Origin of the sequence: Peptoclostridium sp., assembly GCF_009881055.1 — a bacterium.
GTDB lineage: Bacteria > Bacillota > Clostridia > Peptostreptococcales > Peptostreptococcaceae > Peptoclostridium_A.
The window spans coordinates 1-24,184 of sequence record NZ_WXFG01000003.1; the positions used below are offsets into that span (position 1 = coordinate 1).

General features: G+C 47.2%; 23 protein-coding genes, 1 pseudogene and 1 riboswitch. Of the genes and pseudogenes, 20 read left to right on the forward strand and 4 right to left on the reverse strand.

What is annotated here, in order from left to right; genetic code table 11:
• The 9 genes and pseudogenes from GT589_RS00315 to GT589_RS00355 form a co-directional block, all read left to right on the forward strand.
• A pseudogene (locus tag GT589_RS00315) lies at nt 1-345 on the forward strand (glycine/sarcosine/betaine reductase complex component C subunit alpha); the annotation flags it as partial.
• A gap of 219 nt (nt 346-564) precedes the next feature.
• Complete coding sequence (locus GT589_RS00320; protein WP_293394225.1) at nt 565-1,644, forward strand: HD-GYP domain-containing protein; 1,080 nt, start codon at nt 565-567, stop codon at nt 1,642-1,644.
• A gap of 130 nt (nt 1,645-1,774) precedes the next feature.
• Nucleotides 1,775-3,043, forward strand: a complete 1,269-nt coding sequence (gene murA / locus GT589_RS00325; protein WP_293394228.1) for a UDP-N-acetylglucosamine 1-carboxyvinyltransferase — start codon at nt 1,775-1,777, stop codon at nt 3,041-3,043.
• 237 nt (nt 3,044-3,280) lie between these two features.
• Complete coding sequence (locus GT589_RS00330; RefSeq protein ID WP_293394231.1) at nt 3,281-4,309, forward strand: rod shape-determining protein; 1,029 nt, start codon at nt 3,281-3,283, stop codon at nt 4,307-4,309.
• 127 nt (nt 4,310-4,436) lie between these two features.
• On the forward strand, nt 4,437-5,510 hold the full coding sequence (locus GT589_RS00335; protein ID WP_293394233.1) for a flagellar hook-basal body protein: 1,074 nt from the start codon (nt 4,437-4,439) through the stop codon (nt 5,508-5,510).
• Between the two features lie 27 nt (nt 5,511-5,537).
• On the forward strand, nt 5,538-6,338 hold the full coding sequence (flgG, locus tag GT589_RS00340; protein WP_293394237.1) for a flagellar basal-body rod protein FlgG: 801 nt from the start codon (nt 5,538-5,540) through the stop codon (nt 6,336-6,338).
• 14 nt (nt 6,339-6,352) lie between these two features.
• Nucleotides 6,353-6,721 (forward strand): rod-binding protein, encoded by a 369-nt coding sequence (locus GT589_RS00345; RefSeq protein WP_293394240.1) that lies wholly within the window; start codon nt 6,353-6,355, stop codon nt 6,719-6,721.
• A gap of 4 nt (nt 6,722-6,725) precedes the next feature.
• Nucleotides 6,726-7,154 (forward strand): 3-hydroxyacyl-ACP dehydratase FabZ, encoded by a 429-nt coding sequence (gene fabZ, locus GT589_RS00350; RefSeq protein ID WP_293394243.1) that lies wholly within the window; start codon nt 6,726-6,728, stop codon nt 7,152-7,154.
• Between the two features lie 102 nt (nt 7,155-7,256).
• Complete coding sequence (locus tag GT589_RS00355) at nt 7,257-9,305, forward strand: phosphodiester glycosidase family protein (protein WP_293394246.1); 2,049 nt, start codon at nt 7,257-7,259, stop codon at nt 9,303-9,305.
• A gap of 109 nt (nt 9,306-9,414) precedes the next feature.
• Here the strand turns inward: GT589_RS00355 and metK are convergent, their stop codons facing one another.
• Entirely contained in the window at nt 9,415-10,605 is a 1,191-nt protein-coding gene (gene metK, locus GT589_RS00360; protein ID WP_293394249.1) for a methionine adenosyltransferase, read from the reverse strand.
• Nucleotides 10,606-10,682: 77 nt separating this feature from the next.
• Nucleotides 10,683-10,786: riboswitch (SAM riboswitch) on the reverse strand.
• A gap of 93 nt (nt 10,787-10,879) precedes the next feature.
• Nucleotides 10,880-11,347, reverse strand: a complete 468-nt coding sequence (locus GT589_RS00365; protein ID WP_293394252.1) for a COG2426 family protein — start codon at nt 11,345-11,347, stop codon at nt 10,880-10,882.
• Between the two features lie 325 nt (nt 11,348-11,672).
• Between GT589_RS00365 and GT589_RS00370 the strand changes: the two genes are divergently transcribed.
• Nucleotides 11,673-13,376, forward strand: a complete 1,704-nt coding sequence (locus GT589_RS00370) for a phospho-sugar mutase (protein WP_293394255.1) — start codon at nt 11,673-11,675, stop codon at nt 13,374-13,376.
• Between the two features lie 243 nt (nt 13,377-13,619).
• Here GT589_RS00370 and GT589_RS00375 read toward each other — a convergent pair whose 3' ends face one another.
• Both GT589_RS00375 and GT589_RS00380 read right to left on the reverse strand, forming a co-directional pair.
• Nucleotides 13,620-14,114: a DUF3368 domain-containing protein gene (locus tag GT589_RS00375; protein WP_293394258.1), complete on the reverse strand. Its 495-nt coding sequence runs from the start codon at nt 14,112-14,114 to the stop codon at nt 13,620-13,622.
• On the reverse strand, nt 14,107-14,400 hold the full coding sequence (locus GT589_RS00380; protein ID WP_293394261.1) for a UPF0175 family protein: 294 nt from the start codon (nt 14,398-14,400) through the stop codon (nt 14,107-14,109). Before GT589_RS00380 ends, GT589_RS00375 begins: the two co-directional genes overlap by 8 nt.
• A gap of 518 nt (nt 14,401-14,918) precedes the next feature.
• On the opposite strand from GT589_RS00380, the gene recD2 reads away from it, so the two are divergent.
• The 10 genes from recD2 to GT589_RS00430 all read left to right on the forward strand — a co-directional run bounded on the left by recD2 (nt 14,919) and on the right by GT589_RS00430 (nt 23,787).
• Nucleotides 14,919-17,144 (forward strand): SF1B family DNA helicase RecD2, encoded by a 2,226-nt coding sequence (gene recD2 / locus GT589_RS00385; protein WP_293394263.1) that lies wholly within the window; start codon nt 14,919-14,921, stop codon nt 17,142-17,144.
• A 39-nt stretch (nt 17,145-17,183) separates the two neighbouring features.
• Nucleotides 17,184-17,882, forward strand: a complete 699-nt coding sequence (locus GT589_RS00390) for a ComF family protein (protein WP_293394287.1) — start codon at nt 17,184-17,186, stop codon at nt 17,880-17,882.
• Nucleotides 17,883-17,895: 13 nt separating this feature from the next.
• Nucleotides 17,896-18,330, forward strand: a complete 435-nt coding sequence (locus tag GT589_RS00395) for a flagellar protein (protein WP_293394266.1) — start codon at nt 17,896-17,898, stop codon at nt 18,328-18,330.
• Between the two features lie 65 nt (nt 18,331-18,395).
• Nucleotides 18,396-18,677 carry a flagellar biosynthesis anti-sigma factor FlgM gene (gene flgM, locus GT589_RS00400; protein WP_293394269.1) on the forward strand — a complete coding sequence of 94 codons (282 nt, stop codon included), beginning with the start codon at nt 18,396-18,398 and terminating at the stop codon, nt 18,675-18,677.
• Nucleotides 18,677-19,162: a flagellar protein FlgN gene (locus tag GT589_RS00405; RefSeq protein WP_293394272.1), complete on the forward strand. Its 486-nt coding sequence runs from the start codon at nt 18,677-18,679 to the stop codon at nt 19,160-19,162. The genes flgM and GT589_RS00405 overlap by 1 nt, the downstream gene beginning before the upstream one ends.
• Nucleotides 19,163-19,172: 10 nt before the next feature.
• Nucleotides 19,173-20,825: a flagellar hook-associated protein FlgK gene (gene flgK / locus GT589_RS00410; RefSeq protein WP_293394275.1), complete on the forward strand. Its 1,653-nt coding sequence runs from the start codon at nt 19,173-19,175 to the stop codon at nt 20,823-20,825.
• A 15-nt stretch (nt 20,826-20,840) separates the two neighbouring features.
• Nucleotides 20,841-21,755, forward strand: a complete 915-nt coding sequence (flgL, locus tag GT589_RS00415) for a flagellar hook-associated protein FlgL (RefSeq protein WP_293394278.1) — start codon at nt 20,841-20,843, stop codon at nt 21,753-21,755.
• A gap of 40 nt (nt 21,756-21,795) precedes the next feature.
• Nucleotides 21,796-22,221, forward strand: coding sequence for a flagellar assembly protein FliW (gene fliW / locus GT589_RS00420; RefSeq protein ID WP_293394281.1), 426 nt, complete (start codon nt 21,796-21,798; stop codon nt 22,219-22,221).
• Nucleotides 22,202-22,453, forward strand: coding sequence for a carbon storage regulator CsrA (gene csrA / locus GT589_RS00425; protein ID WP_330582821.1), 252 nt, complete (start codon nt 22,202-22,204; stop codon nt 22,451-22,453). Before fliW ends, csrA begins: the two co-directional genes overlap by 20 nt.
• A gap of 164 nt (nt 22,454-22,617) precedes the next feature.
• Nucleotides 22,618-23,787: a flagellin N-terminal helical domain-containing protein gene (locus GT589_RS00430; RefSeq protein ID WP_293394284.1), complete on the forward strand. Its 1,170-nt coding sequence runs from the start codon at nt 22,618-22,620 to the stop codon at nt 23,785-23,787.
• Nucleotides 23,788-24,184: the final 397 nt, after the last annotated feature.

Below are 24,184 nucleotides of genomic sequence, written 5' to 3' on the forward strand. Positions count from 1 at the left end.
AAATACGCAGCAAAGCTTGCACAAAACAACGTAAAGGCAATAGCGGCGGCAGAGTTCAAGGCGGCCAAGGCGGCAGGACTAGAGACAATACTAGCAGGCCTAAGCAAGGACACTAAGAAAGCTGCAGCAAGTGAAGAAGAAGTGAAGATGCCTCCTAAAGAGGTAGTGACAGGAACAATCTCAGGCGTAGACGTAATGGATCTTGAAGACGCACAGAAGGTGCTTTGGAAAGCCGGAATATACGCAGAGAGCGGAATGGGCTGCACAGGGCCGATAGTAATGGTAAACGAAGCCAAGGTTGAAGAGGCTGCCAAGATACTAAAGGATGCTGGCATAGTGGCTTAATAGAATAAACTCAAAAGCGGGAGCAATCCCGCTTTTTTAATTAATTTTTTCGAATTGTGAAAATATATTTGTAGCAACTGGATTTTACTGTATAATACCATTAAGACGTCTATGATGTCATAATGGGGATATCAGAGCAGATTACAAATAGACAGCACTTGGTGCATGGAATAAATGCATACATGCATTAATCAACCGCAGCACTGGAAAGGAGAATGGATGCGTTTCGTACCGTTAAACTCAGCAAGGGAAGGCAGCATACTTGGAAAATCACTCATAGATGAAAACGGGAATCTTCTCCTCAAGGAAGGGTCAATCCTTACAGACAGAAGGATTGAGCATCTGCTGGAAAAGGGCTACTCGTCGGTGTACATAAACGATGACTATTCGGACGATGAAATTGAAGACATAATAAAACCGGAGATAAGAAACAAGATAGCCCAGAAGATAAAGGAGACCTTCGAATTCTTCTCTAAGGACAGGCAGGTATCGCATAAAAACTCCAGAATAATGTACGAAAGCATGGAGGAGCTCAACAATTTTGCAAAAAATCTAGTCGACGAGCTGTTCTCCAAAAGCGACATAATGATAAGCATGGTCGATATAAAAAACATGGACTCGTACACGTATGCGCACAGCGTAAACGTAGCCGTAATATCGCTAGTTGTCGGAATAGCCGCAGGGCTTGGCAGAAGGGAGCTCGAGGATCTGACTATAGGCGCCATGCTGCACGATGTGGGCAAGATATTCATTCCCAAAAGCATACTCAACAAGCCGGGAGCCCTCACCGACGAGGAGTTCAGACAGATACAGGAGCATACAATAGAAGGGTACGAGTACCTCAAAAACTGCCCTATAAAGTCTACGTCCAAGATAATAGCGCTTCAGCACCACCTCAACGTGGATGGCAGCGGTTACCCAGACTATGAAAATACAGGGCTGCTCCACAAGTTCTCAAGGATAGTTGCAATAGCTGACGTATACGACGCCCTGACCTCGGATCGGAGCTACAGACGCGCATATTCGCCGAGCGAGGCGGTAGAATACATAATGTCAATGGCTTCCACTAAGTTCGATATGGACTATGTAAAGCTCTTCGTCAAAAAGATAGTTACATACCCGGTTGGCAGCCTTGTGAGGCTCAGCGACGGCAAAGCTGGAGTCGTAAGAAGTCTCAACGAGGGTTTCCCCATGAGGCCCGTTGTGGAGATAATAGAAGAGAGCAGGCTTAGCGGTGAGCACATAGACCTGATGGAGCGCAAAAACATAGTGATTCAGCAGATAGAATACGACCTTTAAGACCCGGGAAAAATTTCCGGGTCTTTTTTGCAATATCCATTGAGTTTTAAAAACATGAAGACTATAATATGTATGTGCGCTAAAAAGCGGACTAGACCTTTTGCACAAGTATATCAGGAAGGGATGAATAATGAATAAACAGCCTTGTATAGTAGTGAGAAAAAGCGGGCCGCTTGAAGGCCGTGTCAGAATAGACGGAGCAAAGAATTCAGTACTTCCCATAATGGCGGCGACACTCCTTTGCGGGCAGGAATGCGTGATAGAGGATGTTCCAAAGCTAAGGGACGTATATGTTATGATAGATCTTTTAAAGACGCTCGGAGCAGGTGTTGAGTTCAGCGACGACGGAGTGCTCAGGGTGGACGGCTCGAAGGTGGACAAGTGGAGCGCGCCATACGAGCTTGTAAGGAAGATGAGGGCGTCGTTCCTGGTGCTTGGGCCGCTTCTGGCCAGGTTCAAAAGGACAATGGTTTCAATGCCTGGAGGCTGCGCCATAGGCACAAGGCCAATAGACCTTCACCTCAAGGGCTTTGAGGCGCTGGGCGCAAAAATCAACGTGGAGCACGGCTCTGTAGAGGCCGTAGCGAGCGAACTCGTGGGCGAGCGGATATACCTCGACTTTCCTTCGGTGGGAGCCACAGAAAACATAATAATGGCGGCATCGCTTGCCAAAGGGATTACCATACTTGAAAACGCGGCCGAGGAGCCAGAGATAGTAGACCTTGCCAATTTCCTCAACAGCATGGGGGCCAACGTAAAGGGAGCCGGCACAAACACAATAACAATAAAAGGCGTAGAAAGGCTCGGTACCACTACGCACAGAGTTATACCCGACAGGATAGAGGCCGGCACATTCATGGTGGCCGCAGCCATAACAGGCGGGGACATAATGGTAGAAAACATAATGCTGGAGCACGTAAAGCCCGTAGCCGCAAAGCTCCGGGAGATAGGCTGCACCATAACGGAGCTTGAAAACGGAATAAGGGTCAAGGGACCAAAGGACATATCAAACACAACAATCAAAACACTGCCCCATCCTGGATTCCCAACAGACATGCAGGCGCAGTTCATGGCGCTGATGAGCGTTGCAAAGGGCACCTCTGTAATAACTGAGACTGTGTTTGAGAACAGGTTCATGCATGCCACTGAGCTAGCCAGGATGGGAGCCGAAATCAAGATAGAAGGCAGGACGGCTGTAGTCAAGGGAGCGCCAAAGCTTGCAGGCGCGAAAGTGGACGCAACGGACCTAAGAGCCGGCGCGGCGCTCATACTCGCAGGGCTCGTTTCAGAGGGCGAGACCGTAATAGGACAGATACACCACATCGAGAGGGGCTATGTACACATAGAACACAAGCTCTCGCAGCTGGGCGCAGACATAAGGCGAATACAGCAAATCTAAATACTCGGGCAACAATTATAAACGAAATATAAAGGCCGCTGCAAGGTACTGGAGCTATAGACAGCCCAATGTATTATGCAGCGGCTTTTTAAAATTTAAATTTAAATTAAAAATTAGATTAGTTATTGGCATTTTATAGTTTTTTTTTGATATAATATACTCGGTAGCATTATGTGCTTTGCATTTGACAAATGTTTGATAAACAAACAGTTATATGACGATAGGAGAGATATAGGTATGTTTAATTTTGCACCTGATATTGGTATAGATCTTGGAACGGCTTCGATACTGGTTTACGTAAAGGGAAAGGGCATAGTCCTTGAAGAGCCTTCCGTAGTTGCAATAGACAAGAATACTAACACAGTACTGGCTGTGGGCGAAGAGGCCAGGAAGATGCTTGGAAGAACACCGGGCAACATAGTGGCGATAAGACCACTGAAGGACGGCGTGATTTCCGACTACGACGTCACTGAGAAGATGCTCAAGTATTTCATATCAAAGGTGCTTGGCAAGACGGGTCTTCTCAGCATATTCAAGCCCCAGATAATGGTTTGCGTGCCTTCAGGCGTTACAGAGGTTGAAAAAAGGGCTGTTATAGACGCCACAATGGAGGCGGGCGCGAGAAAGGTGTTCCTTATAGAGGAGCCGATAGCCGCTGCCATAGGCTCTGGCCTTGACATATCAAAGCCAAACGGCAATATGGTTGTCGACATAGGCGGAGGAACTGCCGACATAGCTGTAATATCGCTGGGAGGCGTGGTTGTAAGCACATCAATAAAAATCGCGGGCGACAAATTCGACGAGGCTATAGTCAAATATATGAGGAAAAAGCACAATCTGCTCATAGGAGAGAGGACTGCGGAAGACATAAAGATGAACATAGGCACGGCTTTCCCAAGGAGAGAAGATGTGACTATGGACGTAAGGGGAAGAAACTTGGTATCGGGACTGCCGGAGAATGTGGCGGTATCTGCCAGGGAGACTCTAGAGGCGCTGGAGGAAAACGTCAACCAGATAGCCGATGCAGTTCACATGGTGCTCGAGAAGACTCCGCCTGAGCTTTCTGCTGACATAAGCGACCAGGGCATAATAATGACAGGCGGCGGCTCGCTGCTTTGGGGCCTTGACCAGCTAATATCAAAGAGAACGGGCATAAACGTTTCGATAGCCGAAAACGCCATATCGTGTGTTGCCATGGGAACAGGCGAAGCGCTGAACTCGCTTCATCTGCTCAAGAAGACAGGCGGGAATTCAAGGAAGAAATAATCATTTCGGACTATTAAAGCAGCACCTGAATATAGGTTAAAATGGAATAAACAATGCTAAAGTCTGATAGCGCCGCGTGAATTCACGTGGCGCTATCAGGCACTTTGAAACGGGGTGAATATAAAAATTGTACAGAGGCATATACACGGTCACATCCTCCATGATGACTAACCAGAAAAAGCTCGACGTCACATCGAATAACATGGCCAACGCCAGCACTGCCGGCTTTAAAAAAGACGAGCTCATAACAAAGGCCTTCCCTGAAAAGCTGCTCTCCAAGATAAACGGACTTTCATACTCACAGAACCAAAAGGACAAGACAGTAGACGTCAGCCAGGACGGGAATGGAGCCTGGGTTGTAAGCAGCAGACAGAGCTTTTTCACAGTGGACGGCTCCGACGGCAAGAGCTACAGCAGGGACATGAAGCTTGCAAGGGATACTGAAGGATACCTGAGGACATACACAAGGAACATGGATTCGGGCGTCGACACCAGCAAGGGCTACTATGTGCTGGATTCAAACGGCAAGAGAGTCCAGGCAGGAGCAGGCTTCAGCATAGACGCTCAGGGCAACGTAGTATCTGGCGGAGCGACAGTGGCAAATCTTCTATACACCCCGCCAAGAAGCGTAATAGGCACAATCAACGGCGGCATGAGCGTAGACTACATAAAGAGCAACTTTCTCCAGGGCAATCTGGAGCAGACAAATGACAAGCTCGACTTCGCCATTAAGGGAAGCGGCTTCTTCGAGGTGCAGTCGCAGGACGGCGCCAAAAGGTACATAAGAGACGGAGCCTTCAAGATAAGCAGCGAATGCGAGCTTATCACCAACGAGGGCATGAAGGTGATGGGAGAAAACGGACCCATAAGGGTCCAGGGCGAACTGGAGGCCAAGCCTGACGGGTCGCTCTACGTAGGCGGCGAAATGATAGGCAAGCTGAGAATAGTAAATGTGAATAACCAGGACTCGCTCAGGAAAGTCGGCAACAACACTTATGAAATAGAACCCAAGAATGATCCGCAGCTTGCGCCTTTTGACGGCGAGCTCGTGCAGGGCTTTATCGAGGGATCAAATGTCAATCCGGTCTCAGAGATGATCGAAATGATAGAGGTTATGAGGAACTATGAGAACGCCCAGAAGGTCATAAAGACGTATGACGATATAATGGCCAAGGCATCAACCGAGCTGGGTAAACTGTAATTATTAAATAATCGGGGGTAGATTATAATGATGAGAGGGCTCTGGTCTGCAGCGAGCGGAATGAAAGCTCAGCAGCTCAACATAGACAACATATCCAACAACCTTGCCAACGTCAACACAACAGGCTACAAGAAGATGAGAGTGGAGTTCAAGGACCTGCTCTACGAGAACATAAAGCAGTCCAACCTTTCTGAGGGTGAAGGCAGTCCTGTAAACCTCCAGGTGGGCCACGGAGTAATGTACAGCGCCACAAGCAGGAATTTCGAGAACGGCTCCTTCGAGAGCACAAACAATCCCACCGACCTGGCGCTCGACGGCGGCGGATTTTTCGGAGTATACAACCCGGCAACAGACGAGACCTTCTACACGAGGGACGGCAGCTTCAAGCTCTCGGTGGACGGCGACACAAGAAAGCTTGTGACCTCGGAGGGCTACTCGGTGCTCACGGATGACGGCGACGAGATAGTGCTTGAGGACGGCCACACTGACCTTACGGTCGACGAATTCGGCAGGGTTACAGCCAAGACAGCCGACGGCGAGATAGAGGAAATAGGAACAGTAGCCGTATACGAGTTTCTCAATCCGGCAGGACTTGAGGCCATAGGTTCCAACCTGTACAAGTCTACCAACGCTTCGGGCGAGGAGCTGCTCCTTGAGGGCGAGGAGAGAAAGACCAAGATGCGCCAGGGCTACCTGGAGGCGTCGAACGTGCAGATAGTAGAAGAGATGATAAAGCTCATAACTGCCCAGAGAGCCTACGACATCAACTCCAAGGCAATACAGACTGCCGACGAGATGATGCAGACTGCAAATAACGTCAAGAGATAAAGCGAGGGCTGAAAATGCAAATTAGCGGTGCATACGACATGCTCGGGGCGAGCCTGAGCCAGGGCGCAGCCCAGAAGGCAGACAACATAAAAAAGGCGGTTAGCGCTCAAACCGACGATGAAAAGCTTATGGAGTCCTGCAAGAATCTCGAGGCTGAGTTCTTCAAGCTCATGCTCAAGGAAATGAAAAAGACAGTGCCTGACTCGGGATTTCTGGACAAGACAGCAGGCCACGACGTGATAAAGGACCTTTACTACGAAAGCCTCGGCCAGCATGCGGGCGAGAACTCGCCGCTCGGGCTTGCCAGGACTATATACGAGCAGTTCAAGGCCAACAGAGTCGATGCCGAGACTGCAGCTGAAAATACTCTAGAAGGGAAATGATCGGATGCTAAATATAGACCAGATAAAGGAAATACTGCCGCACAGATACCCTTTCCTGCTTGTTGACAAGATAACAGAGCTGGAAGAGGGAAAGCGTGCAGTTGGAATAAAGAACGTAACAATAAATGAACCATTCTTTCAGGGCCACTTTCCAAGCTACCCCCTGATGCCGGGAGTGCTCATAGTTGAGGCCATGGCGCAGGTGGGAGCCACTGTGATGCTTTCGCTCGAGGAGAACAAGGGCAAGATAGGAGTATTCACAGGCATAGACGGACTAAGGTTCAAAAGGGAAGTTCGCCCCGGCGATACGCTTACTATGACTGTGGAATTCACAAAGGTAAGAAGAGGAATAGGAAAGGCTCAGGCCAGCGCATATGTGGGCGAAGAGCTCGCATGCAGCGGAGAGCTCATGTTTGCAATAGTTGAAAGATAAAAAGTTTTGCGGCCAACGAGTCTTAGAATGCCTTGAAATCAGGCGCTCTAAGACTTTTTGTTCAGTAGGGGCTGTTAAGCCCGCTGTTATTAGGAGGTTATTATGAAATTCATCAAGAATACATCGATTGCCTTGGCACTGGCACTCATGCTGTCAACGTCGGGCGCAGCACATGCACAGGGAGCCTTAATATACGAAAATCAGAAGCAGGAAGTACTGGCAAAAGGAATTGTATACAAGAACATATACAGGTTCACCGAAGGCGGAATAGTAAACATCAACCTGATAGAGGCCGATGTAAGGGATTCCGAAGTTGATTTTGATGTGCTCTACAACAAGAACGGCTTCAGCAGCAGGGCCAAGCTAAGCACAATGGTATCGCAAAGCCCGGATGTAATAGCAGCCGTAAACGGAGACTTCTTCAGCATGTCGAATCCGTCCTTCTCCCTGGGAGCCATAGTAAAGGACGGCAAGCTGCTTTCGAACCCTCACTACGAGGAGCAAAAGTATGCCTCTATACTGGTGGACGGCTCAAGGAACGTAGTGTTCGACTACATAAGCCCCAATGTAAAGGCGCAGAATGTGGCAAGAGGCGTTGACGTGCCAGTGGCGGCAGTCAACAAGCCCAGCCAGTACTTTGCAAACATAGTCGCCTATACAAAGGAGTACTCGGCCAAATCGCCTGGCGCCACTAGCACATACTACGACGTGTGCGAAGTGGTGGTTGACTCGGGAAGCGTTATTGATGTAAGATACGGCCAGCCGGCAGTAGACATCCCCGAGAACGGTTACGTGCTGTGCGCAGGGGGCAACAACGGCATAGTCCTCAGGGACAACTTCGCGGCGGGAGACCAGGTGTCGCTAGATACGAGCATAACGCTCAACTACGGAGACATAGAAACTGCAATGGGAGCGGGAAGCGTGCTCCTCAAAAACGGGGAGTACACTCCGCTCACTCAAAACATAAAGGGCAAGTCGCAAAGGACTGCAATAGGCCTTATGCCGTCAGGCAAGCTCGTGATGTTCACATCCGACGGCAGGCTGACCCACAGTCCGGGTATGGAGGCCAGCGAGGTGGCTCAGTATCTGAGGGAGCTTGGCTGCACTGACGCTGTAATGCTCGATGGCGGCGGCTCAACAGAGCTCATAGCCAAGGGCGCCATAAAGAACACGCTTACAGACGGCTCGGAAAGGGCAATACTCAATGCCTTCGCAGTAAAGAGCCTTTCGCAGAAGGGGGCCTTCGACCACATGGACGGCTACCTGGGAAAGGCCACAGCATATGTGGGAGAGGGAGTGCCAGTAAAGCTGACCTTCCACGATGCGAGCGGCAACCAGCTTGACATAGGAGCTGCCAGCGCCCAGTTCACATCGAGCGGAATAAGCGGCTACTTCAGCAACGGCTCTTTTGTGCCGACTTCGGCGGGCAAGGGAACGGTTACAGCAAGCTACGGCGGCACGAGCATAAGCTTCGAGCTTGAGGCTATAGAGAAGACAAGCAGCGACTCGCTTTTCGACAGCGAGCTTACAAAGAGCGACCTTGAGGGAGGCACGACGCTGGCGTTCCTTGGGGACATGAGCATGCCAAAGGAGCAAAAGCTTATGGACAGGCTCATAGTAAGCAAGCTTCAGGACAGCATAGCATCGATTCCTGGCGCCAAGGCAGTAGTGATAGGCAACAACAGCTCAGGCGGAACAGCCAAGCTCTCGGGCAAGGTGATAGACGTAAAGTCGGGCTACAAGGCGATTGCCATAGATTCCGAGACGGCAGTAGTGACTCTTGAAAACTCAAGCGGGACATTCTACAAGGAAGCGGGACAGTGGAACTTCATAAACACAATACTATCTTCAAACTACAAGAACGTGGTAGTTGTGTTCACTTCAAAGAGCCAGCTGGGCTTTGCAGACGAGATCAGGCTCTTCAAGGAGAATGTATACCATGCAGCAAAGGACAAGAACATATGCGTAGTATACAAGGGCAGCGAATTCTCGCAGACTGTAGAGGGCAACGCCAGATACGTATCCATACCAGACTATGCGGACCTAAACAAGGGTGACTTCTGGAACGACTACAAGTACCTTGCAATAAACATAAAGCCGGACGGCATTAAATACGGACATCTGAACATATTCAAGCAGACAGAAAACTAAGCGGAATTCTATTTCATTTGAATTGAATACGGCAAAACAGTAAGGCCCTAGCTGCATTGCAGCCAGGGCCTTTAAAGTTACTTTGTAAAATTTGACTTTATGTGGAAGATTATGCGCCGAAAGCTTCCTTTTTAAGGATTTCAGCCTTGTCAGTCTTCTCCCAAGTGAAGTCAGCGTCGTTTCTGCCGAAGTGTCCGTAAGCGGCAGTCTTTCTGAATATAGGTCTTCTAAGGTTCAGGTAGTTGATTATAGCGCCTGGTCTCAGGTCAAAGTGCTTTGCTATAAGCTCGGATATTGCATCCTCAGATATCTTGCCAGTTCCGAACGTGTCAACAAGTATGGATACAGGCTGAGCAACGCCTATCGCGTATGCAAGCTGAACCTCGCACTTGTCTGCAATGCCAGCGGCAACTATGTTCTTTGCAACATATCTTGCAGCGTAGGCAGCTGATCTGTCAACCTTTGTAGAGTCCTTACCAGAGAAAGCGCCGCCGCCGTGTCTTGAGTAGCCGCCGTATGTGTCAACTATTATCTTTCTTCCTGTAAGTCCGGCATCTCCCTGAGGTCCGCCTATTACGAATCTGCCTGTAGGGTTTACAAGAATTCTAGTCTTGTCGTCCATAAGGCTAGAAGGAACTATCTTGTTTATTACGTTCTCAACAAGGTCTTTTTCTATAGTCTTGTGGTCAACGTCAGGGCAGTGCTGAGTAGATATAAGCACTGTGTCAACTCTCACAGGCTTGTCTCCGTCGTATTCCACAGTAACCTGAGTCTTGCCGTCAGGTCTTAGGTACTCAAGAGTGCCGTTTTTTCTAACGTCCGAAAGTCTCTTTGCAAGCTTGTGTGCAAGAGATATTGGAAGAGGCATAAGCTCCTCAGTCTCGTTGCAGGCAAAGCCGAACATTATTCCCTGGTCTCCTGCGCCAAGAGCCTCAACATCGTCCTGCATAGCGCCTTCCTTGCTCTCGAGGGCCTCGTTAACGCCCATTGCTATGTCTGAAGACTGCTCGTCTATTGAAGTAAGCACTGCGCAAGTGTCGCAGTCGAAGCCATACTTGGCTCTTGTGTAGCCGATCTCTTCTATTGTAGTTCTTACTATCTTAGGTATGTCAACGTATGCATTAGTAGATATCTCGCCAACTACTAGCACTAGTCCGGTAGTAACTGTAGTTTCGCATGCAACCCTTCCTGCAGGATCCTTCTCGATAATAGCATCGAGAATGGCGTCTGAGATTTGGTCGCATATCTTGTCCGGATGGCCCTCGGTAACAGATTCAGATGTAAAAAGTCTTCTTGCCATTGAAATTTCCTCCCAAAATGTCATTTTTAAAATAAAAAAACCTCTTTCGCACGCGAAGAGGCAGACTTTTATAGTCAACCTCATCTTCCAGAACGAATTCTGCAGGATTTAGCACATTTCCAGACTAGCTGGCTGTTGCCGGGTTTCATAGGGCCTGTCCCTCAACCACTCTTGATAAGGCAATCAAGATTTCATATTTTATTTTCAAGTAATTTTAATGTTACTATTATAAAAAACCTTTGTCAATAAAATTTTATAAAAAAATTGTTTAAAGTTAAACATTTATTATCTGGTGTGAAAGAAACAGCACAATAAGGCCGGCAGCAAGGTTTCCAAGCATTATGGCAGGGGCTGCCGTCTTGAGCCTCAGATCGAGCAGGGACGCTATCATCGAGCCCGTCCAGGCTCCTGTTGTAGGGAGCGGGACTGCCACGAACAGAAACAGTCCGAGCAGAATGTATTTTGGATTTATCTTGCGGCTCTTTTTTATTGTCCTCTCATACAGGTAGCTGCCGAATTTCTTGAATATTTTCGTGGTTTCAAACCATGCCAGCAGACGTCTGAAGAACATTATAAGGAAAGGAACCGGCAGGCTCGAGCCTACGACGCATATGAGCAGGTTCTTGTATGGGGGAAAGCCCCACATGACTCCAAAGGGTATGGCGCCGCGCAGCTCTATAAAGGGCGTTGTGGATATGAGAGCCAGGAGCAGTTCTTTTGGTATACTTGTCAATGAGTCCATGTGAAGGTCTCCTTATATTTAACAGGTGAGTGATGGATTAATGTTGCTTGGATGGTATACTGTTATTTGGTATAGGAATATTATAGCAGTTTGCATCTCATGTAACAACTGTGAAGGATGAAGGTCTGTATACTGGATTAGTATAGATAAATTTGATGAAAAATGCGATGTGATAGAATATTTCGATTGCAAATAAACAGTGCGTTGGAAAATCTGTATTTTAATATGTAGTGTAAGTGGGTATTTATTATAAAGATGCTTTACATGCGCATTGTTAAATAACTACAATTGTATTAATGTATATATAATCAAGGGGGATTAGAGAATGGACTACATGAAGGTTTACAACGAATGGCTAAGCAGCAGTTTCTTTGACGAGGAGGTCAAGGAGGAGCTCAGGAGCATAGCTGACAACCAAAAGGAGATAGAGGACAGGTTCTACAGGGACCTTGAGTTTGGCACAGGCGGCTTAAGGGGCGTTGTGGGCATGGGGACCAACAGGATGAACAAGTATACTGTAAGAAGGGCTACTTACGGCCTGGCTCAGTATATTCTGGAGAAGGATGAGCGGGCTGCCGAAAGGGGAGTTGTAATAGCTCACGACAACAGGAACATGTCGAGGGAGTTCACCTTGGAATCTGCACTTACGCTTGCTGCATGCGGCATAAAGACATACATATTCGACGATTTGAGACCAACGCCACAGCTTTCGTTCACTGTCAGAAACGTGAGCGCAGCTGCGGGCATAGTGATTACTGCAAGCCACAATCCGCCGGAGTACAACGGCTACAAGGCGTACGGCGAGGACGGCGCCCAGCTGAACGTGGAGGAATCTGAGCTTGTAATAGAGAAGGTCAACGCAATAACTGACTATAGCAGCATACCTGTTATGGACGAGGAAAAGGCTCTTGAGAAGGGCCTTATAAAGATATTCGGCTACAAGGCTGACGAGGATTTTATAAATGCGGTAAGAAAGCAGTCGCTCTGCGAGGATATTGTAAGAAAGGTTGCAGACGACCTCAAGATAGTGTTCACTCCGCTTCACGGCACAGGCAACATGCCGGTAAGGAGGATACTAAAGGAAGTTGGATTCAAGCATGTTCTGGTTGTTCCGGAGCAGGAAAAGCCGGATTCCAAATTTTCGACTGTGGAGTACCCGAATCCTGAGGACCCGGCGGCCTTCAAGCTTGCAATAGAGCTTGCAAAGGAGAACGGAGCCCAAATAATAATAGCAACAGACCCGGACTGCGACAGGGTGGGCGTGGCTGCAAGAAACAAGCAGGGCGAGTACGAGCTGCTGACAGGCAACCAGACGGGAGCCCTCCTTCTGGATTTTGTGCTAAGGCACATATCGGGCTCGGGCAGGATGCCGGCTGACCCTGTAGTGGTAAAGACGATAGTGACCTCGAGAATGGGCGACAAAATAGCCAAGGAATACGGCGTCGACGTTGCAGACACTCTCACTGGCTTTAAGTTCATAGCCGAGATGGTAAAGGGCTTTGAAGACAGGGGAGAAAAGAGCTTCGTGTTCGGCTACGAGGAGAGCTACGGCTACCTTGCAGGCGACCACGCAAGGGACAAGGATGCTGTCGTGGCGTCAATGCTTGCAGCGGAGATGGCGGCCTACTATTACTCAAGAAACAAGACTCTTTTCGAAGGACTTGAAGAGCTCTACAAGAAATACGGCTACTTCAGCGACGGCCTTGAGAACATAACACTCAAGGGCAGAGAAGGCGAAGAGAAGATCAAGGATATAATGAGGAGCCTCAGGGAAGAGCCTATGGAGAGCATAAACGGAGCAAAGGTCATCGGAACAAAGGACTACGCTCAGGGACTCGACGGACTTCCAAAGTCGAATGTGCTCATATTCGACCTTGACGACGGTTCTTGGTTTGCGGCAAGGCCTTCAGGCACAGAGCCGAAGATCAAGTTCTACTTCTCGGCGGAGGGCGCTTCGAGGGAAGAGTCTGAAAGCAGGCTGCAGAAGCTGAGCGCCGCAGTGATGAAGCATATTATCTCTATGATATAGAATTCAACGGAATAAGCGGCCTTTAAATTTCGTTTTGTGATTTCCATAAGATTCATGAATGCTTGAAATTCGCAGGTTTTGAGAACTCGCTTCGCTCAGACACTCAAAACCTTAGCGATTTCAAGCATTCGTTTCATCTGGAAATCAATCAAAACTCATTAAATCAGGCCTTACTTATTCGTTTGAATTCCACGCGTGCAGAGCAAAAAATAACCCGGCTTTCCAGCCGGGTTTAACCATGAACTATTCATCTGCTCTTTTTAATAGTTCGATGTATAAATTGTCAGAAATTCTAAATCCATTTTTTCTAAGCATATCAAGATGAGGTTTCAATTTATCTACCTTACCTAATTCCTTTGCCCTTTGAAGAATGCCTAAAATTCCAATTGGTTTAAGGAAGAGCGATGAAGCAAAACTTCTGGCTGACTTCTCATCAATGAGTACATATGTTAACCGAAGCTCCTTTGCAGCTATAACGGTTTCCAATTCCCCTTTGTGAAGGTGCCCATAGAGCTTGTTAACCAATTCTTTGTCTTTAACTTCATATAATTTGATACGACCATTTTTAATTGCTTCTATCAATTCATTTTTACCGAAAGCCTCTTCAGGTGTATCGACAACAATCTCATTGTATACTTCTGTAGGTACATACACCTCAAACATTTCCCAAAGCAAATGCAATAATCCCAACATAGACAATCCAATTATAGGACTTGCATTGCTTACGATACTAATCATTTTCCATACCCCTTAATTCCTCAAGTACCTCTTCATCCTGCAAAAATGCTTCTTGCGTATATTCCATCCATGGAATGTTGTAGCGCATTAATATCTTTATGAATTCAGAAAGGCTCTTATCTGCTAATTCTGCAGCCCTTGCAAGAGTAACTCTCTTTTCCACAAAAGCGGCAATTGCCAAAGATACCTTGATATTTTCATTGAATGATTTATCTGAATCAGCTTTAAAGACATCTTTGAAATCATTTTTGAGATTTATCTTTAAAAAATCCTCATTTACAGCCATTTAAACTCAGCTCCTTTTTTACAAAACTCGTTCTTAATATCAGTATACCCTATTTATACCAGAAAACACAGTGTGCCGTTTGTGAATACGGTGTACGCTAGGCAGCTAGCAGGAATGAAGTGGCATAAAAAAGAACCTGCGCGAAGGCCAGTTTAAATATTGGTGGCGGAGGGCATTTTTGTGTTGGGCAGAGTGCCTCTGAGTAGGATCAAGCAGTGCGCCTTAATGACGTTTTGTGTGATTTTCCATCGACATTCAGCCACGAAGGCGGGAGAAAGCTTTGACTGTCTGAGCGATAGCGAGTTTCAAAGCTTCCGGCGGAGAGGCTGAATGAGATGAAAGGAAATCCCAAAACGGAATAGGCTCACAATTATCCTATCAGAGGCCCAACATGACCCCATTTCCAATCGGCAACGAAATTTATGGCCAATTATTCCCTTGGATTCATATATGTATCCTGCGGATTCTGATATAATTTTATTTAGATAAAAGACCGAAAAGGCAGTTGATATACATAAATGGAAAAACTAAAAGGAATGATAACAGAAATAATCTTCCAGAACGAAGACAACGGCTACACCGTCGCCCAGATTAGAACAAGCGACGACGAAATCACAATAGTAGGCTGCCTTCCCACGCTCAAAATCGGCGAGACAATAGAAGCCTCCGGCACATGGAAAAGCCACGAAACCTACGGCATGCAGTTCCAGGCCGAAAGCTTCATGCCAGCAGTGCCTTCTTCAGTCGACGGCATACTCGCGTATCTCTCATCGGGAGCTGTAAAGGGCATAGGCGCCAAGATGGCCAAGCGGATAGTCGACTGCTTCGGAGTGGAGACTATGATGGTACTCCAGCAAAGCCCCGAAAAGCTCACTAAAGTAGAGGGCATAGGCAAGAAAAAGGCCGCCGAAATAGCAAAGGCCTTTTCAGAGGACCGCTGTATGAGGAACCTCATGATGGAGCTCCTGCCCTTTGGCATAGGTACACAGCACTGCCTCAAGATATACAAAAGATACGGCGAAGCGGCTATGGAGAGGGTGAGGCAGAATCCGTACTCCCTGGCCGGCGACATAAGCGGCATAGGCTTCAAGACTGCCGACAGGATAGGAATAAGCCTTGGCATAGACAGAAGGTCTCAGCCAAGAATAAGGCAGGGCATAATGCACACCCTGAGGGAAGCGGCATCCTCGGGCCATACCTACCTTCCAAGGGCGGAGCTTGCCGCGAAGGCCGCAGGGCTTCTTGAAATAGAAAAGGCGGCGATGGACGAGCAGATATACGAGATGGCCCTGGACGAGCTCATACACATTGAAAACCCTTCAGGCCAGGAGCGGGTCTACATGTATCCCTACTACATAGCTGAAAACGGCTCCTGCAGCATGCTAATAGACATCGCAAACGCCCAGCTTGACCTGCCGGAGGAGGACCTGGAGGAAATGCTCGACACGGTGGAGTCCGAAGCCGGCATAAGTCTCGCCTCAAGGCAAAGAGAAGCCGTGCTCAAGGTGTTTGAAAGAGGAGTTACCGTTATAACGGGAGGTCCGGGAACAGGAAAGACGACCACAATCAACTCCCTCATAAAGCTCCTCGAAGGCCTCGAGCTCAAGGTCAAGCTGGCGGCGCCCACGGGAAGGGCTGCAAAGAGGATGACAGAAACGACAGGCAAGGAGGCAGTAACTATACACAGGCTGCTTGAGATGGCCTACTCGGAGGATGAGGAGGTAATGCTCTTCCTAAAGGGTGAGGACGACCAGCTGGAGTGCGACGCCCTCATAGTAGACGAGGCCTCCATGATAGACATAATGCTCATGTACAACCTCCTAAAGGCCGTAAAGAAAGGCACAAGGCTCGTGCTCGTAGGCGACGTTGACCAGCTGCCGCCGGTAGGCGCAGGCAACGTGCTTTCCGACATAATAGAATCGGGCGCGGTGGGCGTAGTAAGGCTCGACGAGATATTCAGGCAGGCTAGGGAGAGCATGATAGTAGTCAACGCCCACATGATAAACAAGGGCGACATGCCCCTGCTCAACCAGAAGGACAAGGACTTTTTCTTCATAGGCAGGCAGGGTGCGGAGTCAAGCGCCCAGGAGATAGTCTCTGTAGTTTCCAAAAGGCTTCCCGAGTACTACGGACTGGACCCTGTAAGGGACATACAGGTCATATCGCCCATGAGAAAGGGCGAAGCCGGCGTCACCAGGCTGAATGAGCTCCTGCAAAGCGCCCTCAATCCCTCGTCCGCGCACAGGATAGAGGAAAAGCTAGGCAAGCGTATATTCAGGGTGGGCGACAAGGTCATGCAGACCAGGAACAACTACGAGAAGAAGTGGGAGAGCGAGGACGGCACACAGAAAGGGCAGGGCGTATTCAACGGCGACATTGGGTATATATACCACATAGACAAACACGACAAGGCTGTGCATATAGTTTTCGACGACGTAAAGATTGCAAGATATGACTACGGCGAGCTTGACGAGATAGACCACAGCTTCTGTACCACAGTCCACAAGAGCCAGGGCAGCGAGTTCGAGGCGGTAGTAATGCCAATATCGTGGGCGCCGCCCATGCTGCTTACGAGGAACCTCCTTTACACCGGTATTACGAGGGCCAAGCGCCTTGTGGTGCTGGTGGGCGAAAGGCGCTTCCTCGAGGCCATGGTTAAGAACGTAAAGATAGAAAGCCGTTGCTGCGCCCTGGGCGAAAAGCTAAGGCGCTTCATAGAAGAAGGCATACTGGAGGAGGATTAAGGTGGGATACTAAAGGACCTGCTGGAGCTCATAACCGAGCTGGTCTACCCAACAGGCATCAAGTGCATAGCATGCAGAGTGCCGATACCTGCAGACAACACATACTCGCTGTGCAGGGAATGCTTCAATGCCATCAAATTCATTAAAAAGGGCTGCGAACTTTGCGGCAAGCCGCTGCCGGAGATATACCACGAACAGAGGTGTCCGGTCTGTGAAGATGCGGAATACGGCTTTGACATGGCGCTTTGCTGCGCCGAGTACACCGACGAGATGCACAGGCTAATATACGCGCTCAAATACGGCGGCAGGACGTACATGGCCGCGGATTTGGCAAGTATAATGGCCGACAAGCTCGAGTATGAGGGCGCAACATGCGAAATCATAGTGAGCGTGCCGCTTTCCAAATCGAGGCTCAGGCGAAGAGGCTTCAACCAGGCAGGCCTGATAGCTGAGGAGCTCTCGAGGATCACAGGCTGGCAGCACATTGATGCCGCCGAGCGCCTGCGCGATACGCAATTCCTTTCAGGGCTTTCAAGGCATGAGAGAAGAAGCGAGCTTTCGGGAGTTTTCAGGATAAACAGCGAATACAAAGAGCAGATTGAGGGTAAAAAAATACTCATAGTTGACGATATATTCACAACAGGTGCTACAGTAAGCGAGCTGGCAAGAATATTAAAGCAAGAAGGAGCAGCGAGAGTATACGCAATTTGCCTTGCAACGGGCAGGAATATATATTGATTTGGAGGTCGAAATGGGACTAGTTAACTGCAGCAAATGCGGACGATTGTTTGGAACTGAAAATGACGATGAGATCCTATGCCTAAGGTGCAAGGAGGAAGGATATGAGAGCGACTTCAAGAAGGTGAGGGAGTACCTGTATGCGAATCCCGGTGCTGACATAGAGGAGGTCGCGGAGGCGACAGAGGTCGAGCGGGCCAGAATAATGAGATACCTTCGGGAAGAACGCATAGAGATAGTAGACGAGGAGAACGCGCTTCTTCACTGCTCAAGATGTGGCAAGTCGATAAAGACCGGAAGGTATTGCGCAAGCTGCGAGGCTGATGTCAAAAAGGAGCTCTCGGGAGCTCTCGACACCATGAGAAAGCTGAATGAGAAATTCCAAAAGCCGGCCGCAGCAAAAAAAACTACCGACATATACACCAGAAATATTACGGACAAAAAATAAGCTAAAGAAAAGCGCCTCCCTGACGATATCTAATACATAAGGATATAATCGGGAGGCGTTTTTTTATGAAAATAGGCGGATTTTCAAACATACAAAAGGTAATGAATGCGTACGGCGCTTCAAAGCCGCAGGAGACTAGCAAGTCTCAGTTCAAGGAGGACAAGATAGAGATATCACAGGCCGGAAGGGAATATCAGCTAGCCATGGAGGCCGCAAGGAAGCTGCCAGACATAAGGCAGGAAAAGGTTGAGGCCATAAGGCTTGAGCTTGAAAGCGGCACCTACAAGGTGGACGCAGACAAGATAGCCAGGGGCATACTAAAGGGCGCGATCGGAGAAGAGGAATAATGGAGCGCATAGACAGCTTTACAAGGATACTCTCACGGCAGCTAGAGCTAAACAGGGCGCTGCTTGAGGTCAGCATTGAAAAGACGGACGCCATAAAATCAGACGATGCCAAAAGGCTCTCAAGCATGCTCATAGACGAGCAGGATATGGTCAAGGAGATGATAAGCCTTGAAAAGGAAAGAGGTGCGGTTGCTGCGGCAATAGGCAAGGATGCAGGAGTCAAGACGGTAGACGACATACTCTCGATAGTGAGGGGTAGCTCCGAGCAGAAGGCGAAAGAGATCGAAGGCATAGCAGCGGAGCTAAGGCAAGTGCTGAAAGAGCTCGAGGAGAAAAACTCCATGAACAACTCGCTTCTCCAGTTTACAATAGACTACATCGATCTGAACGTCAATCTCATGACCTCGAGCAAAGAGCCTGCAAACTACGGCAGGAGCAGCACTGCAAATCCAGTTCAGCGCAGCATGTTCGACTCGAAATACTAGGAGGCAAGGAATGAGTTCTACTTTCTTCGGATTCAACATAGCAAGATCGGGGCTTTTCACGGCGCAAAGGGCGCTTGATGTCTCAAGCCACAACATAGCCAACGCGGAGACTGCGGGCTACACAAGGCAGAGGGTGGACGCTGTCCAGGAGGACCCTCTAAAATTCCCAGGAACAATGATGGGAGCAGGCGTCACAACAGAGGCCGTAAAACAGATAAGGAACGACTTCCTCGACATGAAATACAGGTACGAGAACATGGTGTACGGCGAAGCGTCGTTCAGGTATGACTCGCTCTCTGAAATAGAGGCCATAATGAATGAGCCGAGCAAGAGCGGAATAAGAACCGTAATGGATGATTTCTTCAATTCGCTACAGGAGCTTTCGAAGGATCCTTCATCGCTTACAGCCAGAGCGGTAGTAAGGGAGAGGGCTCACTCGCTTACATACACAATAAGCCACATGTACGACCAGTTCGAGAAGATGGTAAAGGATACCGACTTTGCAGTAAGGACGACAGTCGACGAGATAAACATGTACGCCAGCGACATAGCCAGCATAAACGACCAGATATTCAGGGCGGAGCTGGGCGGAGTCAAGGCCAATGACTTGCGCGACAGGAGAAACCTTCTCATAGACAAGCTCTCGAACCTTGTCGGAGTCGAGGTCGTAGAGGTTTCAGAAAGCACAGGCTCAGCCGCATTCGAGAGCAGGAAGATGAACATACTCATAAACGGCAACATGCTCGTATCCCACGACAAGGTCAACAAGCTGGTGGCAGACGAGCAGACAGAGCACCCTGCGGGAATAGAGGACTTGAACGTACGTGTTGTCAAGTTCAGCACAGGAGACCCACTAAACGCCGATGCAATAAGCGGTAAGCTCAAGGCCGAGCTTGACATAAGAGACAATGACAGCGAAGGAACTGGAAAAGGCGTTCCGTTCTACATGAAAAAGCTGGATGAGTTTGTCAAAGTATTTGCAAATGAAATAAATGCGGCCCACATGGGTGGCTTTGGACTTGATGAAAACAGCGGGGGAATAGCATTCTTTGATACAGCTACAGCAGGATATAAAAAGCAATATGAAATAGAAGGAAACGCCGTATCCGATACGATTGCGACCAAATGGCCCGGCAAGTCAGATGCAGAAATAGTATCAGGCTGGGAAAGCGCCAATGAAGGCTATACCGTTATCAAGGATTCTGACGGCAAGTGGGCTCAGGTGCCGAAGATAACAGCCAAGAACATAATACTATCAAAGGCTATAGAACAGGACTTGGATAATATAGCAGCATCGGCCATAGAAGACAATACCACTGCAGGCAAGGGCCTTGCAGGAGACAACTCCAACATACTAAAAATAGTCGAGCTAAGGCACAAAAACGACATGTTCATGTGGGGAACACCAGATGACTTCGTCAAATCACTAGTAGCCAACCTGGGAGTTGACGCCCAGGACGCCAAGAGAACAATGAACAACCAGGAAGTTCTCACACAACAGATAGAAACCCAGAGACAGTCAATATCAGGCGTATCCCTGGACGAAGAAATGACAAACGTCGTAAGATTCCAGCACGCATACAACGCATCAGCCAGAATGATAACAACACTTGACGAAATGATAGACGTAATAGTCAACAGAATGGGAAGAGTAGGTTTATAATGAGGGAGGAACAACATGAGAATCACCAATAGCATGATGATGAGCCGCATGATGCTCAACATGAACAACAACCTCAGAAACATGGACAAAGAACAAAGTGACCTCTCAACAGGAGTCAAAATACACAGACCTTCAGACGATCCTGTGCTTGTCGCAAGATCCCTGAAGCTGCATACAGACATAGCCGAGAACCAGCAGTTCTCAAAGAACGTAGACGATGCATATTCATGGCTCGACAAGACCGAAACATCGCTCAACGAGCTCAACACCGTGCTTCAAAGGACACGGGAGCTTTCGGTACAGGCATCCAACGGACTTTTGACTGCAGAGGACTCCCAGAAGATACAGGCAGAGATAAAGCAGCTCAAGGAGCACGCGATAAAGATAGGCAACGACACGTACATAGGAAGGCACATATTCTCAGGCTTCAAGACAGATGAGAAACTACTCAATGACGACGGAACAATAGCCGTAGAAAATACAACAGGCCAAAATATAGAGTTTCAGGTTGGCGTGTCAGCCAAAATCACAGTTAATGTAACAGGAGACCAGGTTTTTGGAAAGATAGTCGACAAAAATGGTGACGGCACAGCAGACAAAGGTCTTATGGACACGATGGATGATTTGATATCGGCAATGGGAAAAGGAGATTCAACCGAAATCTCAAATCTTCTTGGCGACTTGGACAAGCACATGGGAAACATTCTTCAGGTGCGCGGCGAGGTCGGAGCCAGAATGAACACGGTAGAGGTAATAAAGGACAGGGCAGAGGAGATGACGCTCAACTTCACAGACCTGCTGTCAAAAACGGAAGATACAGACATGGCCGAGTCTGTGATGAAACTCAATATGTTAGAGTCGGTGTACAAGGCATCATTATCCATAGGAGCTAGGGTTATCCAGCCTACGCTTGTGGACTTTTTAAGATAGCAAGATAATTAAAGACTAAGCTCTGAAGGGAGTGAAATTTTTGAAACTGACCACGACGAATTTCGGTGAAATAGATATAGATGAAAGTGCACTAATCAACTTTGAAGAGGGAATCCCCGGCTTTGAGAATGTAAGAAGGTTCGCACTGCTGCAGGATGACGAGATGATTGTGGACTGGCTTCAGGGAATAGACGAGGACATTGCATTTCCTGTAATCAATCCTTTTGCTGTGAAGGAAGATTACGAGTTCAAGATTCCGGAGGGAGACATAAATAAGCTGAAAATTGACAGACATGAAGACATACTGATTTACTCGATAGTTGTAATTCCTGAGGATATTAAGGATATAAGGACAAACCTGCAGGCTCCTATAATAATAAATGCGAAAGAAAAGCTTGGAAAGCAGATAATACTCGACGACAGATACCCTCTAAGATATGAGTTCTATGAAAAGGTGGGAGCATAGCATGCTGGTGCTCACAAGGAAAAAGGGAGAAAGTCTTATTATTGGTGAAGGTGTAGAAATAACCATAGTGGATATTTCTGAAGGCAAGGTCAGGATAGCCATAGATGCTCCAAAGGAAGTACAGATAATACGAAGTGAAGTTAAAAAAGGCATTGAGGATGAAAACAAGAGCGCTACGAGTGAAGCTGCAATTGACCAGTTGAAGAAATTGAAAAAAACAAGCAAAAAATAACAAAAAAAATCAAAAAAACTCTAAAGTCTTTACGGACTTGGACGATAAATAATTCAAGAGTGGAAAAGGCAGGGGAGCAAAAGAGGCCTCTTGCGAATCTGCTGATTTCATCTTAATAAATTATTGGCATGGATGCCTATATAAATTCAAGGAGGAATTTTATTATGATTATCAACCACAATATGAATGCAATGAATGCTCATAGGATGATGAGCGGCAACACTAATGCAGCTGGAAAGTCAATGGAGAAGCTTTCTTCAGGTCTTAGAATAAACAGAGCTGGAGACGATGCAGCAGGTCTTGCTATATCTGAAAAGATGAGAGGTCAAATAAGAGGTCTTGATCAAGCTGGGAGAAATGCACAAGATGGAATATCGATGATACAAACAGCAGAGGGAGCTTTAAATGAAACTCACTCAATACTCCAAAGGATGAGAGAAATATCTGTTCAGGCATCAAATGATACAAATACCGCAGATGACAGAAAAGCTATAGGGGACGAATTAGTACAATTAAAAAATGAAATTGATAGAATTTCAGATACAACTGCATTCAACGGAAAAAAACTATTGAATGGAGATTTATCAACTGCGTTAGATGCAGCATCAACGGCAAAAACGGGTGTAGCAATAACTGGAGGAACAATAAGTGATGTTGATGTAAGCAAAGCTATGGCTGGTAAGACCTATACATTATCTTATACTTCGGGAACTGATACGCTTACACTTACAAGATCAGGTGATAATGCGGCGCAGTCAATAACACTTACTGCATTAGCAGATCAAAAGACAATCAGTTTTGATACATTAGGAGTGTCATTTGAATTAACAGGTACTCAAGCTACAGTTGATACACTTGGTGGAGACTTGGATACAAAAACAATAGTTACAGCTGCAGGTTCAAGTGCTGCATCATTGTTGATTGGAAGCAACGGAACTGCTGATGAAACCCTTTCTGTTGATTTTAAAAAAATGGATTCAACTACACTAGGAAGTGGTGTTGGTAGCTATATTTCAGACAAAATTTCTGATAATACAGCGGTTGATACAAAAGCGAAAGCAGATGCTTTAATTACTGTTTTGGATAATGCTATAAAGGGCGTTTCAGAACAAAGATCTTCATTAGGAGCAGCACAAAATAGACTTGAGCACACAATTGCTAACCTTGGAACTTCAAGCGAAAACTTGACTGCAGCAGAATCGAGAGTTAGAGATGTTGATATGGCTAAAGAAATGATGTCATTCTCAAAGAACAACATACTAAGCCAAGCTGCACAAGCTATGCTAGCGCAGGCAAATCAACAACCTCAAGGAGTTCTTCAACTTCTAAGATAATAAAAATAATGTGTTATATAAATGCGGCTGGAGAAATCCAGCCGCTTATAAAAAATATCAAAAATCATGCTAAAGTAAATGGGATAGTAGACGATATATTTATAGGGAAATAAAAAACGGAATATTATTATTGCATAATTAATCAAGGATGATTAATTAAACCATGTATATCTACAGGATGTAGGCACATATGGTTTAATTAATTGTCCTTTTTTGTTGAAATTTTAATGGGTCTATATTACTAATTTTTATGCAAATAAAGGGTTGAAAGTATAATGTGCACGCTTGTCAAGACACGAAATTCGATTTTCTAAGATAAGTCTCCTTTCGTGATAAAATATTAGGCTGCAAGTGGCTGATGTCCGTAGTACACATCAGCTGGTGTGCGGTAGTTGTA